This window comes from Bythopirellula superficialaquae, assembly GCF_059632245.1.
This window is the reverse complement of the sequence record NZ_CP197426.1, coordinates 3,973,390-3,992,330: the sequence shown is the minus strand read 5'-3', so window position 1 is coordinate 3,992,330 and position 18,941 is coordinate 3,973,390. Positions and strand designations below refer to the sequence as shown.

11 protein-coding genes are annotated in these 18,941 nt (G+C 49.9%); 9 read left to right on the top strand and 2 right to left on the bottom strand.

Annotation, left to right across the window (positions count from 1 at the left end):
* Positions 1–143: 143 nt before the first annotated feature.
* Both SH678x_RS16445 and SH678x_RS16440 read right to left on the bottom strand, forming a co-directional pair.
* The gene (locus tag SH678x_RS16445) at positions 144–3,209 is read right to left on the bottom strand and encodes a serine/threonine-protein kinase (RefSeq protein ID WP_496919543.1); all 3,066 of its coding nucleotides are present in this window, start codon (positions 3,207–3,209) and stop codon (positions 144–146) included.
* Between the two features lie 3 nt (positions 3,210–3,212).
* A complete protein-coding gene (locus SH678x_RS16440; protein WP_496919542.1) occupies positions 3,213–3,842 on the bottom strand; it encodes an RNA polymerase sigma factor in 630 nt (209 codons plus the stop codon).
* 802 nt (positions 3,843–4,644) lie between these two features.
* Between SH678x_RS16440 and SH678x_RS16435 the strand changes: the two genes are divergently transcribed.
* From SH678x_RS16435 to SH678x_RS16395, 9 genes are all read left to right on the top strand, one after another.
* Positions 4,645–5,805, top strand: coding sequence for a PEP-CTERM sorting domain-containing protein (locus SH678x_RS16435; RefSeq protein ID WP_496919541.1), 1,161 nt, complete (start codon positions 4,645–4,647; stop codon positions 5,803–5,805).
* 206 nt (positions 5,806–6,011) lie between these two features.
* Positions 6,012–8,594 carry a DUF1559 family PulG-like putative transporter gene (locus SH678x_RS16430; protein ID WP_496919540.1) on the top strand — a complete coding sequence of 861 codons (2,583 nt, stop codon included), beginning with the start codon at positions 6,012–6,014 and terminating at the stop codon, positions 8,592–8,594.
* Positions 8,539–9,150, top strand: coding sequence for a HEAT repeat domain-containing protein (locus SH678x_RS16425; protein WP_496919539.1), 612 nt, complete (start codon positions 8,539–8,541; stop codon positions 9,148–9,150). Before SH678x_RS16430 ends, SH678x_RS16425 begins: the two co-directional genes overlap by 56 nt.
* A gap of 248 nt (positions 9,151–9,398) precedes the next feature.
* Positions 9,399–10,592 (top strand): glycosyltransferase family protein, encoded by a 1,194-nt coding sequence (locus SH678x_RS16420; protein ID WP_496919538.1) that lies wholly within the window; start codon positions 9,399–9,401, stop codon positions 10,590–10,592.
* Positions 10,589–11,875 carry a glycosyltransferase family 4 protein gene (locus SH678x_RS16415; RefSeq protein WP_496919537.1) on the top strand — a complete coding sequence of 429 codons (1,287 nt, stop codon included), beginning with the start codon at positions 10,589–10,591 and terminating at the stop codon, positions 11,873–11,875. The genes SH678x_RS16420 and SH678x_RS16415 overlap by 4 nt, the downstream gene beginning before the upstream one ends.
* Complete coding sequence (locus SH678x_RS16410) at positions 11,872–13,086, top strand: glycosyltransferase family 4 protein (protein WP_496919536.1); 1,215 nt, start codon at positions 11,872–11,874, stop codon at positions 13,084–13,086. Before SH678x_RS16415 ends, SH678x_RS16410 begins: the two co-directional genes overlap by 4 nt.
* 31 nt (positions 13,087–13,117) lie before the next feature.
* Positions 13,118–14,959: an ABC transporter ATP-binding protein gene (locus tag SH678x_RS16405; protein WP_496919535.1), complete on the top strand. Its 1,842-nt coding sequence runs from the start codon at positions 13,118–13,120 to the stop codon at positions 14,957–14,959.
* A gap of 154 nt (positions 14,960–15,113) precedes the next feature.
* Entirely contained in the window at positions 15,114–15,902 is a 789-nt protein-coding gene (locus SH678x_RS16400; RefSeq protein WP_496919534.1) for a hypothetical protein, read from the top strand.
* A gap of 63 nt (positions 15,903–15,965) precedes the next feature.
* The gene (locus tag SH678x_RS16395) at positions 15,966–18,332 is read left to right on the top strand and encodes a phosphotransferase (RefSeq protein ID WP_496919533.1); all 2,367 of its coding nucleotides are present in this window, start codon (positions 15,966–15,968) and stop codon (positions 18,330–18,332) included.
* The last annotated feature ends 609 nt before the right edge of the window (positions 18,333–18,941 follow it).

Here is an 18,941-nt window from a genome sequence, read left to right as displayed (position 1 = left end):
CGTCCGCCACGGCTCACGAAGAAATTATGAGCAATTGTTCCGTTGGCCCCGGTTCTATTTTAATGCAAGCTGCATGAAGCCTCAAGCAATCTGCTTAATGTAGCGGAAGCTGCGAAAAACAGGCTTTCAAGAGGCGCCCCCTACTATTTGGGGGCTGTGGCCATTACCTTGAGAAGATTCTCAAAGCCCGGGTGCTTACGAAGTATTTCCAAGTCTTTGTCTGTTTTGGACCGGGCCATTAGCCTGGGATCGAGAAGGACGGCGTTGCTCAAGAGAGTCAGGGCTTTCTGTAGATCCGCAGGATCGACGCTCGAAGTTAGCGCCATAGAGCACGCTGCTTGGAACAGATGGATCGGCTGTTTAGAAACTCGCAAAAGTTTTTGAACATCGGCAAGCGCCCGCGCCCTGTCGCCCTGTCGGGCAAACAGCACGGCCCTTCCCGCTAGGGCGTCAGCATTTCGAGAATCAATCGCAAGAATCCGATTCAAGCTGTCTAGAGAATCAGGATATTGTTCCAAAACGTCTGCAGTGACATAAACAATGTTCTGCAGAGCAGAAAGACTTGTCGGATTCATTTTCAAAGCTTCACGGAAGTCGGCCAGTGCTCCTCTAGGATCTTTCGAGAGTCGAGCCATCCCGCGCGCTATCCAACTTTCTTCGTCAGTGGGCACGAGGCTCAAGCCCTTTGCACGGTCTTTGCTCGCAGCTTCGAGGTTGCCAAGGCTCTCGTGAGAACGGGCTCTCAAAAAATATATACGTGTATAGGGCGCTCCGTGATCGAGGGCTGTTGTGTAATCAAGTACCGCCGCGGCGTGATTGCCCAGAGCGGCCTGAGCTAACGCTCGATTCAATAGGCACGGTGGAAAGTTAGCTCGCATTTGCAATACAGCATCAAAGTCTTCTACTGCGAGCTGGAATTGCCCCAAATCCATTCGGCATCGGCCACGATGGTGCAAAGGCAGATGAGACACTGGAAGCAGTGCATTTGCAGTAGAAAAACATTCCTCGGCTCGGTCCAGTTTTCGCAGGCCCGCGTAAGTGTCGCCTAGCAAGAGCCACACCACGGCATCATGGGGCTTCTGATCCCGAAGCGTGGAAATAAGCGGCAATGCGGTTGCAAATTGTCCATCGAACACCAGCTGTTGAGCAACCAAGAAATCGTTGAGGGGGTCAACGGCTTTTAGCTTGTCGGCACTGCCGGGGATCTCCAGCAAATCAATCTCTTTGCCAAGCATCTTCGAAATTTCATCTCGTTGCCCAGCAAGTGCTTGTGGTATTGACATGCCGTATAGAAACGCTGATGCCAATTTATTCCACTTTAGAGCTTCATTTGTTGATTGCTCATTGCCAGTAAGTTTCGCGAGTCTAAGTTCTGCGGCAGCCATGTTGTATGCCAATTCGCCAAGCGCGTTTTGCAGGCTCGACCGTTCTGCAGGATCAAGAAACGCAAGTTTCAAAGGCCTATTCCACTGGACGTCTTCAGTAACGCCATACGAGTGTAGAGCAGCACTCGTAGTGATCATGCCGTCTTGAATCAACGCGATATCATTCTCCGGAATACTCAATGCGGCACGAGCGGTTGGCAGTTCGGCCGCAAACTGTTGAAAAGCATTGTTTGCCCAAAGTCTCAAGCTAACCCAACCCAAAGTGACCAGGAGTATCGCAGCGAATGTTGCGACACTCGCTGCCGAGGAAAGACGCGGGTGCCGACGAGTCCATTTCTTAGCGCGTTCGAATAAGGAGCTATTTGAGGCATAGCGTAGCGGCAAATCGGTGAGGTGGCGCCTTAAATCCTCGAGAAGCTCGGCAACGCTCTGATAGCGCTGGTCGATGTGTGGCGCCAAGCACCGGGATAGAATCGATACATGGTCAGGGCTGAGACTATTGCCGCTTGCATTTGAAGGCGGACTTTGCCGGTCCTTCACCATCTGATTCACGACTGATTCCAACCCTCCGCGATGGATTGGGAATGGCTGCTTTCCTGTGAGAAGTTCGTAGAAAATAACTCCGAGTGAGTAAATGTCGCTCCGTGCGTCGACTGAGCCGCCCTGAATGAGAGCTGACAGGTGTTCAGGAGCCATGTACGGTAACGTGCCACCCACCGCCATGGCCGTAGGACCGTTGACTACCAGTTCCTCTGAAAGATTGAAGTCAAGAATCAGAGCGTTACCATCGTCTGTAAGCAGTATGTTTGCTAGTTTCAGGTCGCGATGAACAATTCCACGCTGATGGGCATGTTGCAGGCCTTCCGCAATCTGAACAACAATGCGAGTTGCTGCTTCTACATAACTCATCTTCGAGACAAGATCAGTCTGGGCGAGACAGCCAGGGTGTCCGGCTTCAGTGGAAGGCGCTCCAGGACTCCTAGGAACTGGTACTTGAGAAATTAGGGTATTGTCGTCCCGAGCATTCAAGGTGCTTGCAAAAACTTGTCCGGATGTGGGTAAACCTTCTGTTGGGCTGAGACTCTTCACGAAGTCGCCCAGCGTTCGCCGACCAAGGTAAGGCATGCAAACCGCTGTTAATCGGTTTACTTGATGCACGGAATAAATAGGGACAATGTTCGTATGCTGCAAGCGAGCAAGATGTTGGGGCTCAAGAGACCGACCCCTGGCAACTTTAAGAACAACGTAACGGTCTGCAAGTTCGCCTTGTCTGGCAAGATAAACTTTGGCGAAGGCTCCGCGTCCGATTTCTGAGTCGAGCTGAAAACCCAAAAAGTTTGAATTACTTTCTGGAAACTCTGCAAAGTCATCGGCTAGCTGAAGCGCATTCGACCATGCCGAGGTGAGAGTCTTACTAAGAGAACTCGATTCAATTTCACTACTCTTGCCACTATCCAGATGATGCCTTTTCCAAGCTGTGGTCGAAAAGCCAAATCTGCTTTGATACTCTTCGGGCGTGACGGTCTCGCCATTTATAATTCTCAGTCGATACTCTTCGTACGCAACTTTTTCTAAGGCAATTTGATCTTTCGATAAGCCAGGTATCAGTTGGCAATAATAGTCCAAGTTGTTGCGTAAGCCGTCGTTCCAAGAAAGTTCCATGTCAACGCGTACCAACTCGGCAGCAATCTCGAAGTATCGAGCGTGATTCGAGGCGGGCAAGTAGTCGATAATGTTGGCGTGCCCTTGGCTCAATCGTAAGCTTTCAAAAGCTTCGACTTTTGACTCCAGTTCATCAATCTCGATCGGAGTGCTGGGGACCACGACTCAAACGTCCTCGTTAATAAGGCTGGCGAGTTGTTGGCGAAATTGCTGGAGAATTCTTTCCACGGTGCGCTTAGACCTTTGTGTCAGTTGTGCTATCTCGTTGACTTCGTAACCTTCAATCCTCAATTGAATTATTTTATCTTGCGTGGGTGGCAGTTTGCTCACGAGTTCTTCCACAACCATTTTCATGGTGTCGTATGCGATTGCGTCCTCGCCTGAAATTCCTGTAGGCAGTTCACTGTTGTTTTCTGAGGCGACCGTCCTTCCCGCATCACGCTTATCCGCCCGGTGATAACTTGCCAGTTTCCTGATCTTGTTCAAAGCTAGGACTAGAAACAGTTGCCATAATTCCTCTCCCACAGGTACTTCATAGCATCCTTCCGAAGCTCTACGAAAAAATGTACGAAAAACCGATTGAACGACATCTTCAGGGTCAAAACGAGGCGACAGACTCTGAGATGTCTGTTTCCTGGCTAAGGCCTGCAGGCGTTTTGCGTATCGGACATACAAGGCCGTAGCAGCATCTTGTTGTCCCGCTTGAAATCGGCGTAGCAGGGTGTGATCAGTCGCAAGGATCACTGGTTCCGCGCGATTAGTTATGTCTTTTGTGGGATCTAAACCGGCCATCATTTATCCCGGTGAATAGTTAAGTCGCTTCTCATCATCTTAACCGCCAAAGATTTCGGGAAGTATATGCGAGCGGGGGTGCTAACGAGCCTTTTTGGTCTTTCTCCTCAGGGATTGCCAAGTTTCAGGATTTTTTGGCGGTTGGCTCCTCAGTCTGCGACTATTCCCTACATCAGGCCATGTTTCACAATAACTCCATATTAGCTAACAGGATTACCGGGTTCCAGTAATGCTCCTCTTCCGCCCGCAGAAACTCGTGCTCGGATTGCTGATCATGCTGCAATCAGGTGCGCCTTTCCCGTGGGCACACCGACATTGCGATTTAGAGCATTCTGAATCAGTTGCGCACCGTCAAGGTTTCCACTCTTGCTGCGAGGCATTTGTATCGACGACTTGGCATTTCCATTTCTTCGATCCCAAACATTCATTGCCTGATAGAAGCGATGAACAAAATGAGCTAGCTGAGTTTGCGTTTATTAATCCGGCTGAATGTGAGGTATCACTGAAGATTGATCTTCTTAACCGCGTCAATAGTTTAGGGCAGCACGCGGTGCTGAGATCTGATGGTCATATGATAACGGGTTGTGAGCAAGTTCTGAGGCGGTATGGATATTGCCAATCCAGCGCGGCTTCCCAATCGAGGGCAGGTTGCGCGCTTCTTTGTACCTGGCAAATCTGAGTCTGCAAGCCTTGTCACCAGATGCACGCAGATAGGACTCTGGTGGTCATTTCCATGGGACACTGCGTTCCACGCAATCGTTGCCACTCTTTGTGGAATCACATTAAATCGGACTAGGAGCATTTCATGGCTACAAGAAATCTATGCCTTGCCACAGTTTTGGTGGCACTCACATCGGTGTCAGCTCAGGCGTCGATCTATGGGACAATGTCGAACTTCGACACCTACAACGAGACCCCAGAAGACTCATACGGGGCCGAAATTGAGCTAGAGGGTATTCATCCAGAGGACATTTATGGCACCTATCCTTCGCACTACGACAGCGAGTCCAGAGATTTCTACCAAGATGGTGTGAACTTCGGAGTACGGATCAAGTATACAGGCTACAATTTTTCGCCAAGTGGCTATTTATCTGCTAATACGATTGGCCAGTCGACGAATGGACATGCCTGTGTGGGAACGGCCGGCTGCGAACACTTTGGCTTTTCCGTCGGAAATCAACCGACCGCTGCCAGGTTCTATTGGTTAGATCAAACAGGCAACAGAATTGGAGTTATGCCCGAATCCATCGCCAATCCAACTTGGAACTACGTTCCCGCGAACGGCGGGGGTGCGCCTCGACTTGGGGCCGTCGTCGAAGCCCCTGAGCCAGCAGAATTTCACCCGCAAAATCCCGATTCAATTTGGATGAAAGTCTGGAAGATCGAACTAGATCGCCCGGTCGATCTTGCAGAATTGATGTCGGACAACCCAATTATTCCAGATAATGCGGGGGAAATCGAATCAGAATGGGAACTCTTGGAAGGTGGTATTGGAAAGGAGATCGAGCAAGAAGATGATGTGCCTGAAGGCAAGTATGCGGTCATTCGCAGGTATGAGTTTTTCGAGTATACGGGCGCCTATGATGACGAACACGAGCCCATTTCATTGTTCTTGGAAGAGGACATGGCAGAACCACCTGTAGATGAACTAGGACAGTTTATCTCAGCCAATATGGTTGCTGCCAATCTTGCCGCACCACAGGAAGGAGACTTTGACCAAGATGGTGATGTCGACGGTCGCGATTTCATGGCTTGGCAAAGAGGGTTCGGCACTGGCGATAGTCTTGAGGATGGCGATGCAAACTGGGACGATGAAGTTGACCATGAAGACCTCGTCATCTGGCAAAACCTTTATCTTGGTGACGACAACCCAGCACTGAACGCAGTTCCCGAGCCTGCGACTGTGTTGATGGCCGCATTAGCAGTGCTGATTCCACTGCGTTTCCGCAGGCGACGGCCTGCTTAGCACTTGTGACGCTTGCAGTGAGCTTTTCTAGAGCGACTGCCATTTGAATTCAAATGGTAGTCGCTCTTTTATTGCGCAAGATATCCCTGTCGCCAAAATGTTCTTCTATTTTGGCGGATGTGACCTTCTTAATGGACTCTTAATAGTGTCCGAGATTGTTGTGGCGGTAGTACCCTTCGAGTTTTTGATCTCTAGAAAGCCTTAAGATGAACCCTCACGTAGTGGCCAAGTCTAACTTGATACTTGTCCTGATAGCTTACATCTCTGCAAGCAGCCCTCAATTACTGTTCTCCCAGCTTGCAACTTGGAACAACACGAACACAGGTGCCGCCGCAGGAAACTGGTCGAATGCTGGAAACTGGACTCCAGCAGTCGTTCCGGGCCTTAGCTCAACCGTTTCGATCGGCAATGGTGGAGAGGCCAAGGTTTCCACGAGCATAGCTGTGGCTCGGATTGAAGTAGGTAAGAATACAGGAAATGGGATCTTCACAAGCACGACCGCAGGGATCGCGATTTCGACAACGTCTGATTTCGATGTAGGCGAGATTGGAAGCACATTCGCCACCGGCCCCATAGTTGTAAACGCTAACGGCACTGCCACGATAGCCAATGTCGCAAGCCTGACGATTGGAGCTTTGGGAACTGGTGACTTAGACATTGGTCAAACAAGTGCAGAGCTTGGAGCACAGGCGCAGGGTGTCGGCAACGTCTCCATTTCTAATGTGGCGACTATTCAAATCGCCAACAATTTGGAATTGGCAAAGGCCGGGGGGGCTGCAACGTCTAACGCCCAGGGCAACCTCATGGTGAACAATGTTGGCAGCTTTGAGATTGTCGCCGACTTCGATGTAGGTCAGGTCGGTGGCACAGGGGCATCCACAAGTACGGCCACTGCCAATATTCTGAACGCCAATACGTTGAACGTGGGTTCAAATGTTGACGTTGGGAGAACATCGGGTTCGAGTGCCGTTGGCAATTCAGGCCAAGGAATTCTCAACATCACTGACTCTGATGTGCTCGTAGGATTCGCTGATCCTTTGGCACCGGGCTCGATCAATATTGGTGGAATTTCGGCCTCGCTCAGTGACATCGCTCATGGCGACGGAGTGGTCAAGCTAGAGAGGGTTCAACTTGAAGTGGCGAACCGCGTGGTGGTGGGAGATCTTTCTGGCGGAGGAACTAATCCTGCCTCAAGCTCTCAGGGCACAATCAATCTCATTGAAAGCGAAATTGTGCTCAACAAATTGGATGTCGCCAGAATAACCACCGGTACCCAAGGAACGGTCTCAGGCAAAGTTATCCTGGATTCCACTTTAGTAAGCGTCGATGGAGCTATGACACTCGGTCCCATGGCAACGTTGGAGTTTGGACTTTCGGGTTTGAGCCGAGCAGATGGAACAGGCGGAGCTGGGCAGTACAGTGCAATTGACTCGGACAATAGCCTGTTGGCTGGACAGTTGCAAGTAACATTGCTCGACGGATTTGTACCATCGGTAGGTAACTCATTTTCGATTATCTCAGGCCCAACTGTCGGCACATTCTCCAGCGAAGTTCTACCGCTACTTCCCGCTGGTCGAATATGGGACGTACTCTACAGCCCAACTGGCGTGACACTAACAGTGAATTCGGGGCTGAGTGCCGACTTTAACCACGATGGAAGCGTGAATGGACTCGACCTCCAGATCTGGCAAGGAGCCTACGGAAACAACTCAGTCGGCGACGCCGATGGCGATAGCGATAGCGACGGACGAGATTTTTTGATTTGGCAACGGCAACATAGCGCAGGTGTTTTAACGGCACTTTCTGTACAAGTTCCTGAACCGAGTGCCGCTTGTTTTCTTATGGTCGCTGGAAGTTTGACGATCTTGAGGAGAAACCGAAGAGTCAATCATTGCCTGAGTCTACACCAAATACCCAATGAAACATTGTGCATCGGTTGCGAAACGCGCAGGCATGGATTTACGCTTGTCGAATTGCTAGTCGTGATTTCGATCATTGGTGTGCTGATTTCGCTTTTGCTGCCCGCCGTTCAAGCCGCCCGCGAAGCGTCCCGCCGTACTCATTGCCAGAACAACCTCAAGCAATTTGGGCTGGCATTCCAAAATCACGACGGCTCTCACAGCGTCTTACCAAGTGGCGGCCGCAACTGGAATGATCCGCCCACCTATGGGAATGGTCAACCAGTGTCCGGAGCCAAGCAACTGGCAGGTTGGGGATTCCAGATACTTCCTTACATCGAGCAGCAAGTGGTCTGGCAAGCCGGCCCAGCGGCTGCCGTGGGGGCCACGCTGGAAGGTTTCTTTTGCCCATCACGAAGAGCGCCTCAGTTTGTCGAGTTCGTCGATAAGTTTCAGCCGCAACTGACAGGAGGGTTGTTACGACATGGACTCTGCGACTACGCGGCATCGAATCGCGAAATGACCGGCGCTGTCAGGAGATTGACTCCCCTTGGTATACGGGAAATCACCGATGGTACGACCAATTCGATGTTGTTGGCAGAGAAGAGAATCAATCTAGCGCAACTTGGTGAACCACAGGATGATGATAACGAGGGGTACTCAGTCGGCTGGAACGAAGACACGATTCGCCGTACGGATCGCCCGCCCGCGCCTGACCACTACGCAACCGGAGACGGTGAAAAACTCTTTGGGTCATCACACCCAGGGTCAATCAACGCCGTATTTGTGGACGGTTCAGTCAGGGCACTGACCTACGAAGTGGAAGAGAAAGTATTTGAAAATCTGGGAAATATTGCTGACGGAGGTCAAATTGATCATGCGAGTCTTTAGTCACTACAGAACACAGATCCTACTAGTAATCGGTGTTTTGACAATCGGTTGCAGCAAAACACCAGTCGAGGAGCTAGCGGGTTCACTTTCGAATACAGATCACGAAGTGCGATATGAAGCAGCTAAAGAACTGGAAACCTATGGTCCTGAAGCCCTCACAGCTGTTGACGAACTCGCGGCAGCTCTTTCTGATCCTGACCCAAAGGTGCGGTATCGATGTGCAAAGGCACTGAGTGCTATAGGAATAGGCGCAAATTCGGCCGCGAAGGAGACACAGGCAGCATTGAAGGACGCACCGCCAGAAACGAAATATTATCTGGTTAAGATTCTCGCCAACATTGAGGATGCGGCTGTTATTGCTCTAAAGGACATAGAACAAATTCTTAAGTCTGATACAGATCCGCGCGTCCGGTATTACGCGGCAAAGTCTTTGGGAAAAATTGGCAAGGAGGCGGCACCAGCTGCCAAGTCGTTGGAAGCTGCCCTCAAGGATGGTGATCCAGAAGTGCGTCGTGCAGCGAGTGAATCCCTCAACAAAGTTTCATTGAAGTCATAGGTAATCAAATGCTAAGTAGGATTCCCGCATACGCCTCGGTTCTTAGTTCAGCTGCTATGCCACTACCTCACCTGTTGGCAGCCATTGGCGGATTCAGCGACAAGATACGCAAATTGCCAGCTAATTCATCAGTGCGCGACGAACGAGTCGATCGGAGCAAGGCTAACCACGTCGACACTCGAATGTATTCCTCGCAGTTGCAGAATCGAGTTGACGCCGTGACCACTCGTGACAATCTGCGAGTTGCTTTGTATTCGCACGATACAATGGGCCTCGGGCACCTCCGCCGGAATCTGGTCATTGCGTCCGCGCTTGCTGAGTCTTCACTGAACGCGACTAGTCTGCTCATCACAGGCGCGCACGAAGCAAACTTTTTCTCGCTACCTGCCCGAGCAGATTTTCTGACTCTCCCGAGACTGCACAAGAGTACCGTAGGCGCTTACTCGGCAGGGAAGCTCGATATCTCTGTTGACGACCTCATTTCCTTGAGAGCGGACTCGATTTGTTCAGCACTCGCGTCGTTTCGTCCAGATGTTCTTGTTGTCGACAAAGTACCGCTAGGAGCATTTGGCGAGTTATTACCAGCATTGGAATTTCTACGCAAACGTGACGGCGTAAAATGCGTGTTGGGTATTCGAGATATTCTTGACGACGCAAATGTGGTTCATTCTGAAACAGACAATCGCACCATACACGCTGCAGTCGATGAGTTTTATGACGAAATCTGGGTCTATGGAGACCAGCGGGTTTACGATCCCATAAGCGAATATTCGTGGCCGCAATCCGTCGGGGCAAAAGTAAAGTTTACAGGTTATCTCGATCAATCACGACGGCTTCAGGAGCGAACAAAAGAGGGAGCAGAATCGCACTCCGCGCTTTGTGATTCTTCACAACGATTGATTGTGTGCACACTTGGTGGTGGCCAGGACGGTTTCGCTGTTGCAAAAGCCTTTGTCGAGGCTCTACCGCGAGAAGGAGTTACTGGCATTCTGCTCACAGGGCCTTTTATGCCTAAAAGTGAAGCGGCCTACATTAATCAGATCGCTCTCGATCACCCAAATCTTCTCGTGCAAGAGTTTAACTCCGAAGCAGATTCGCTAATCAATCGCGCCGACAGCGTTGTGACTATGGGAGGTTACAACTCGGTTTGCTCAGTTCTTTCATTCGGCAAGCGCGCATTGGTCGTGCCACGCGTTGTTCCTCGGAAGGAGCAACTTGTAAGAGCAGAGCGACTCTCGCAGCTTGGGCTGATCGACTTGCTTCATCCCGATCAGCTCACCACTACGGCGATGAATGATTGGATCAAGGCAAAAGTCGTACAAGCACCGAAGTCTTCGGAAATGATCGACATGCGCGGCCTGGAGCGAGTTGAGCAATACTGTCAGAGTCTCGTGAGCCGTCCGATTCAACCCCAAGCCGTCTATTCCATGGAGACGACATGAGTTCGAATACTCTAGAAGCATTTAAGACACACCCAAATAACGCTCAACGCGTGGGATATGTTCTCAAGCGTTACCCACGTTTCTCGGAGACGTTCGTCGTCAACGAAATCTTGGCACATGAGGCCGCTGGGCTAAATTTGGAAATCTTTGCGTTACGACCTTCAGTAGATACGCACTTTCAGCACGCTGTTGCCGACGTGCGTGCTGCAGTTACCTACCTCAATTCCAACACGCTTCGTGGTTCCAGTCTCTGGGATGAATTTAGAGCGTATGGAGAGCAGCACCCACGATTGTGGAGGGTTTTGCAGCAGGTGGACGACTGCGACGCCTTAGAAATTTATCAAGGGATACAACTTGCACGCGTGGTTGAGTCGAAAGGGATCGATCACTTACATGCTCACTTTGCAACTTCGGCAACTGCCGTGACTCGTATTGCTTCACTGCTCACCGGTGTGACCTACAGTCTCACGGCACATGCAAAGGATATCTTTCACGAAGACGTGGATGAAAAGCAACTTGAACGAAAACTGGCCGATGCCTCGGCAGTTGTCACGGTCAGCAATTATAACGCGGCAGATTTAACGCGTCGCTTCCCTCGACAATCTCAACAGATTCATCGAATCTACAATGGATTACCGCTCTCTCAATACAATTATCGGGCTCCTGATGATCGGGAAAAGAAAATCGTTGCCGTTGGCCGTTTGGTGGAGAAGAAGGGCTTCTCGGACCTTATTAGCGCTTGCGCGATTTTGCATCAAATTGGCCTGGCAATCCCATGCGAGATTATTGGTGAAGGCGAATTTGAGGACTCTCTAAGATCTCAAATTCAGCAGCTTGAACTCGAGGACTCTGTGCGTCTGTTAGGCGCCCTTCCCCAGCGTGAAGTCCATCGCATCATCCAAGAGGCCTCAATCTTTGTCGCCCCGTGTGTTACTGCCTCTAGCGGCGATCGAGATGGCTTACCAACAGTGATTCTCGAAGCGATGGCCCTAGGAACTCCTTGTATTTCGACAGATGTCACGGGAATCTCCGAAGTCGTTCGACACAACGAGACCGGTTTGATTGTTCCAGAACGACAGCCGGCAAAGTTGGCTGAGGAGATCCGCGGCTTGCTGTCAGATGTTGAACTCGGTGTGAAGTTGGCCCATTCAGCTTGGCAGTTGATACAAGAACAATTTGATGCTGTTGAGAATACGAGTCGATTAAGAGACGTCTTCGCGTCGCACAGTGTCCAACGTTCTAAAAAATCCGTTTCACAGCCGATCCTGGCGGAGGTGGGATGATGCACATAGCATATGTGTGCTGCGATCCAGGAGTTCCCGTCTTTGGTTGTAAGGGAAGCTCAATTCATGTACAGGAAGTCTTGCGAGAGCTTCTGCGCCAAGGGAATAGCATAGACCTTTACGCTGACAGTTTGGGTGGTAATTGTCCCATTGATTTGTCCCAAGTTCAGGTGCATCCCTTAGAGATTCCGAAGGTCAACGATCACGGTCATCGCGAGCAAGCCCTATTCGGTTTAAACGAAACAGTCCATCGCCTGCTAAGCCAGCATGGTCCGTACCAGCTTATCTACGAAAGGTATTCACTTTTTGCCTATGCTGCGATGGAGTTCGCCCGCATTAATGCGATTCCCGGCATTCTTGAAGTCAATTCACCTCTTGTCGAAGAACAATTGATGCACCGTGTTCTTATCCACCAGGAACTTGCGGAACGGACAGCAAGGCGGACGATGACTGCGGCAGGAGCTGTCGTCGCAGTTTCGGAAGCCGTTGGCGATCATGTCAGAATTCACCGATTGGATTCAACAGGAATTCATGTCGTTCCCAATGGAGTGGATTCAACAAGATTTAATAATGAATCTTCACATGGCACTCGTCTCCAATTCGGAGAATTTACTGTCGGCTTTGTTGGAACCTTGAAACCATGGCATGGAGTTACTGAACTCTTGAATGCGTTTCCACGCTTCCTGGATCAAGTTCCAGGATCAAGGCTACTCATTGTCGGGGATGGGCCAGAGCTCGAAAGGTTAAAATTGCAGGCGGCTGAACTACTTGGTGCGTCACAAGATCGGGCTATATTCTTGGGAGCGGTCGAACCAAGCTCGATCCCCAATCTCTTGCGAAGTATGGACATCGCAGTGGCTCCCTATCTCCACCAGGAAAACTTCTATTTCTCGCCTCTAAAGATCTTCGAGTACATGGCGGCTGGTTTGCCGATTGTTGCCAGCAATGTAGGGCAGATTTCAGAGCTAATTGTTCACGGCAAATCGGGAATGCTTGTCACGCCAGGTCATACTGACGAATTGTCAGAAGCACTAATCGAGTTGGCAAACAGACCTGACCTCTGTCAGCGGTTGGGAGAACATGCAAAGAGATTTGTCGATGAGCGCTTTACCTGGAACTCTGTGGTAACACGCATCCTAAGAATTGCCGCTGAGCTAAGAGCCGGGTTAATGTCGCAAACTCGCTCACGATCAACTCAGTTTTCAGAATAGTACCCCCTAAGCTTCATGCCGAGCGAGACAAATGGCCCGCCCCAAGACAACACGTGATACCTACCGTCGCTTTGGGCGATTGTTGCAGCACCTTATGCCAGTGATTCGCCAGGAAAAGTCGCTTATCGCAGGATCTGTGACTGCCATGATCATGAGTGTCGGCTTCGGACTACTTGAACCTTGGCCCCTAAAGTTTGTCCTCGATTTGATAATTCCTGCTAAGTTAGCCCAAAGCTCTGGTTTGCTTGCCGAGTTCACTCCGAACACAGTATTAACATTGGCCTGCATCGGACTGGTCGCCATTGTTGGCCTGCGAGCGACGAGTGACTACTTTAAAACAGTTGGTTTTGCCTTGGTTGGGAATCGCGTCATGAGCCGAGTGCGAACCAATCTCTATCGTCATATTCAGGCGCTTTCCCCCTCGTTCCATGACAAGGCCCGTTCAGGCGATCTTTTAATTCGTGTCACCGGCGATATCAAGTTGATGCGCGACGTTGCGATTACAGCCATCTTGCCTCTGATGGCAAGTGTCCTTGTGCTGTTCGGAATGGTGGCCGTGATGTTTTGGCTCAACTGGCAATTGACGCTGTTAGCATTACTGGTGATGCCACTGTTTGCCGTCTCCTCAATACGTATCGGTCGAAGAATTCACAGCGCGGCACGTAAGCAACGCGAGCGAGAAGGTGACATGGCCGCAAGTGCCGCTGAGGCACTTTCATCAGTGAGGATTGTTCAAGCACTATCCCTAGAAAGCCATTTTGAGAATCACTTTTGCTCGGAGAATAAGCGAAGTGTCAAGGAAGGTGTCAAGACAAGGCGTTTGGCAGCCCGCCTGGAGCGCACTGCCGACGTGTTGATTGCATGTGCCTATGCAATCGTGATGTGGTATGGCAGTCGCCTTGTTCTCCGTAGCGAACTAAGTCCCGGATCCCTGGTAGTTTTTTTAACGTATCTTAAGCGTGGTTTCCAGCCATTTCAAGATTTTGCGAAGTATACAGGACGCTTGGCCAAAGCGGTCGCAGCGGGGGAGCGAATCGTTGATCTGTTGGATGAAACATCAGAGATTCAAGATGCCATGGATGCTGTGGAGGCTCCCAAAATTCGTGGAGACGTAAGATTTACTGATGTTTCATTTGGATATTCTCCCGATGCAATGATATTTCGAGACATCAATTTCTCTATTCCATCCGGGCACCGCGTCGCTCTTGTGGGAGACTCTGGAGCGGGAAAATCCACAGTACTCCATCTTTTGTTGCGATTTTATAATCCCGAGAGTGGAGTCATCACGATTGATGACTGCGATATTCGCCAGTGGAAAGTGGCATCGTTACGTCGGCAAATTGGAGTAGTATTACAGGACACCATCTTGTTTGCCGGGGATGTCTCGGAGAATATCGCTTTAGGTGCTTCCAATGTGACGCAACAACAGATTGAAGAAGCGGCGAGAATAGCCAATGCTCATGATTTCATCACCAATCTACCGCAGGGATACAACACGGTGCTAGGGGAGCGAGGTATCAACCTTTCTCAAGGTCAAAGACAGCGAATTGCTATCGCAAGGGCTGCTGTAAGAGATTCCAGGATACTTTTGCTCGACGAACCTACCTCAGCGCTTGACGAGCAAAATGAACGAGAGGTCAGCCTAGCAATACGTCGCCTGGCTCAAGGCCGTACGACGTTCTTAGTCACGCATGATCTCCGACAGGCAGAAACCGCAGACTTGATTATGTACTTTGAGAGAGGGCGGATCAAAGAAGTTGGGACTCATGAAGATTTGCTTGATCTGAACGGTCGATACGCATTGCTCTACAATTCGCAAGTTCATGGCTTTGTGGTGACCGCACATGCTGAGATACATGCGGCAGTAAGCTGAACTTTTCAGGTCTTTGGCCAGTAGGGTTCAGTACATGATATTTTTTTGCGTACGGACTTGGCGGACCGCTCTTCGATTTGCGACTACTCTACATTGACCGAGGTATAGTGAGGGCTTTGAAGCTCTTCGATCACATGAGTTGGAGGTTGAAACCATGACAATTCGATTAAGAAATCTCTTTATGACATGCGTGATTGTGATCGCAGAAGCCTCCGTAGCCCTAGCCGCACCTTATGACGACGGTCATGGAAAACTTTGGCGGCAACCTGTTGAGACTTTAGGTTATACTTGGAACCATATTGCGAGTTTGTGCCCAACAGATGGTTCCACGGGATGTGGCGGATCGCTCCAAGGTTGGACTTGGGCTACCCAGCAGCAAACAATCGACTTGTTCAATCGGTTCCTCCCGCCGTCACATCAACTCTCCGTACAAATTCCAGGTCTCGAAGCGTACGTCCAGACGCCATTCGGGTATACAACGACGTTTGCTATGAATGGTGCGCCATATTCATTTTTCAATGCGATACGAGGCTGGACTTCTACTCGCACTGTCGATGGTTTGGGGCTTCGCGGCACGATTTCGGATGGAGGCGGGCCGGTGTCTTTCTACGCTTCGTTGGGTGTTAACGATCCTTTTAGCGCCAGCCAATCGCCTGGATACTTGAACGAAACCGGAATCTGGCTCTGGAAGAATAGCAATCAGTCTGCAGGAGACTTTGATGAAGATACAGATGTCGATGGTCGTGATTTTATGTTGTGGCAGCGCAACGCGAGTGTTGGTGCACTTGGTAGTTGGCAAGCAGGTTATGGCAATTTTCCGAGGGTAGAAAGCATAGCCGTGCCGGAACCTGCAGTATTATGTTTATTGACCATCGGAGCTTTGCAAATGGTGCTGTGCAGACGTCCCTGCTTGAGAGTGAATTTGGATTCAACGGGATATTAAACCGCAGGGAACTGTGTAACTGCCTTTCATTGGGAGTGCGACGAATTTGCCACGGAGTAAGATTTGCTTCATCCTGACGACGAACCGATTGTCCAGCGAGAGCGCTCCATACCAGGAATGCGGGTACTCCTCGACAACGATGTCTCTACCAAGATGTTTCAAGCATCGTTTCAGGGTTTGGGCGTTCGTGCGGCCATTTGCAAATATCTTCGCTACAAACCTAGTACCAGTTGTATCGCCGCATTCACTTTGAATACAGAGATCGGTGATATCTGGGCACACGCGATCGCCTATCGCGCTGATGCCACTGATAAGATTGTGAAGGCAAAGCAATCCGTCTTACGCTGCCCAGATCTTAGAGCCGTCTTAATTGAACAAGCGGTGGTTATTTCGCTGTTTCCATTCGATGACGATTTGCAATCACTGGGCCTCCTGGGATGCAGTGCAGAACAAAAGATATTTCTCAGGAAGCTGGCTCCTCACGACGAAGAATTACACTCGGCTCCAATAACTACACTTCGTTATAAACCGCAACGACGGTATGTCGGCCGTATCGATGTCAACGACGCTCCTCAGGCGATTCTCAAATTGCACAGTTTAACTGAGTATCAGCAGGCACGTCGAGCTGCCAAGTCACTCCAATCAATTTCTGGAATAAGTGCCGCAAAAGTAATCGGCCACTCAGATCGGCATCGCGCGATATTGTTGAAATGGGTTGCTGGTACATCGCTTTCGGAGCTTATCAATAACGGTACGGCCAGTCTTTATGGAATAATGAAAGATTTGGGTGGGTTCCTCAAAGAACTACATAGCCACTCAGGTATCAAACTACCGACTATCAACGTGAATAAGCAACAACGTTCGCTCATCATCCTACCTCACGAGTTGGTGGCGCTTTGCCCCGAACTCGCCGACAAGTCTCAATCCGCCGTTAATCACGCTTGTCAAATGTATGCGAATTTGAGTCGGCCAATCACTTCACTCCATGGGGATTTAAGTTGCGATCAAGTTGTGGTTGGAGACGGTGTGTCACTTATCGACTTTGACAATGCCGTGCTCGGCCATGCAGAACAAGACCTAGGCAATTTGCTTGCCCACTTAGAAAAGTCATCACTCAATTGTTACCTTGATGTCGATGCTGTGGAGGCGATATTCGAAACGTTATTGCAAGAATATGAGATGCATGGAGGGCAAGTTGACAAAAACGCGATTCATCTGCACGCTGCGATGTCACTTCTCAGACTGGTCCAGGAGCCATTTCGCGTTCGCCAACGAAATTGGCAAGCGTGCTCGGAAATGCTCCTCAATCGAGCCCAAAAGCATTTAGGTCTTGCCTCTCACCACATCCATCGCGAAATTACGCGCGCTAACTCTCAGCATGCCTCACGAACGGGCGACATTTTAGCGTTACACAGCGACAGTTCGCTCACAAACTCTCACCCTGCCGTAGATTTACACGAGGCACGAAAATACGTTCTACCACTACTCAAGAAAGAACTTCAAGACGAATCCTTGCAATTGAGGTCTCTGCGTCTCGTGCGACACAAGCCGGGCAAACGTTGTCTGATCGAATATATGTGCGAAAGTAACCTTTGCAATTGTGTCTATAGCATTCTTGGCAAGGCGTATTCTAAACCAAAGCACATTCAGAATCATATTATCCAGAAAGCACTCAGGGGAGCTGGATTTAATGATCGCTCTCCGTCTGGAGTTTTTGTACCAAGGCCCCTTGGCGTACTCGACCAATGGCAGATGTTTTTTCAGGAACATGTCAGTGGTGAAGACGGTTGGAGCGCAATCTCGGGTAATCCCGTGGTATCAGCAAATCACATACTCACTGCTATTCAGAATCTGCAGGAATCGCAGATACTAACAGTTCGCAAGCACACCGTCGCTGATGAAATAGAACACATTCAGAGGTGCCTTCCTCTAGTTATTCTGAAGCTTCCGGAGCTCCGCCACAGAATCAAATTGCTGGTCGATCGTTGCGAATTGCTGGGACTTACAATTCCGGATTCAGTATTAGTACCTACTCACCGCGATTTCTATCCCGATCAAATTATCTTCACAACACGAGGATTGTGTCTCATCGATTTTGATTTATTTTGCCTGAGCGACCCCGGTCTGGATCTTGGCAATTTCCACGGTCATTTGATTGAGCGAAGTTTACGCGACCCCGCGTTCACTCCGATAGCATCCGAGTGCCATAATCAATTCGCAGCTCACTATATAAGAACTTACAGTGAGAGAGAATGGAAGACCGTGGAAGCATTTACGACCCTGACGTTGGCTCGCCATGTCTATCTTTCAACGCTTTTCATCGACCGCTGCCGTTTCACACCTTTAATACTTGATACGTGCGAGCGTCGCCTGGATGTACAGTTGGCTGGCAACTATTGGGACAATTCGTGCCAAGCAAATTCGGCGTAAAGTATGATCACAAGCTGTCCAATTAGCTCATTTCTACTCGATGTAGGATAAGGCGACTGATCGCACGCGATAGGGCAAGTGCTGTTAGCTTGGGAATAGAAAAATATTCCGCAGAAGTCGCCCTACCTTCACGTACAAAACGTAATGGTGTTTTGGTACCGCCAGCGCTTGCGGAGTTTCCGAGTACAGTCACTTTGAAGCCTCGGGCCCACCAAGATTCCCGACCAAGCTTTACACTCTTCACTGCGTCAGATTGAAATGCGCCGACGCCGTTCGAGAGGCACGCACTGAGAGACTGGCACTAAACTTGGCACCCAAATTCTGCCATTCTTGGTCATCTAGGGTCAAATTTGGGCACCCGAGTAAAGTTTTTTTCGAATAGTTTTACTCGGAGAACATCGGGTAAAGAGTGTAAAACGAGCGCAGCTGGGACTCGCCCCTGAGATACTAGGGCCAATCATTTTATTATGCCGCATGGGCAATCAAAATTGTAGGTGCCATAAAACTGAATAGAACGAGGATTTATCAATCACAGGTTCCGTGGAAATCGTCTGTCGTTGTCAAAATAGTTCCACGGCAGTAAAGTAAATCTACAGTTGGATCGAATAT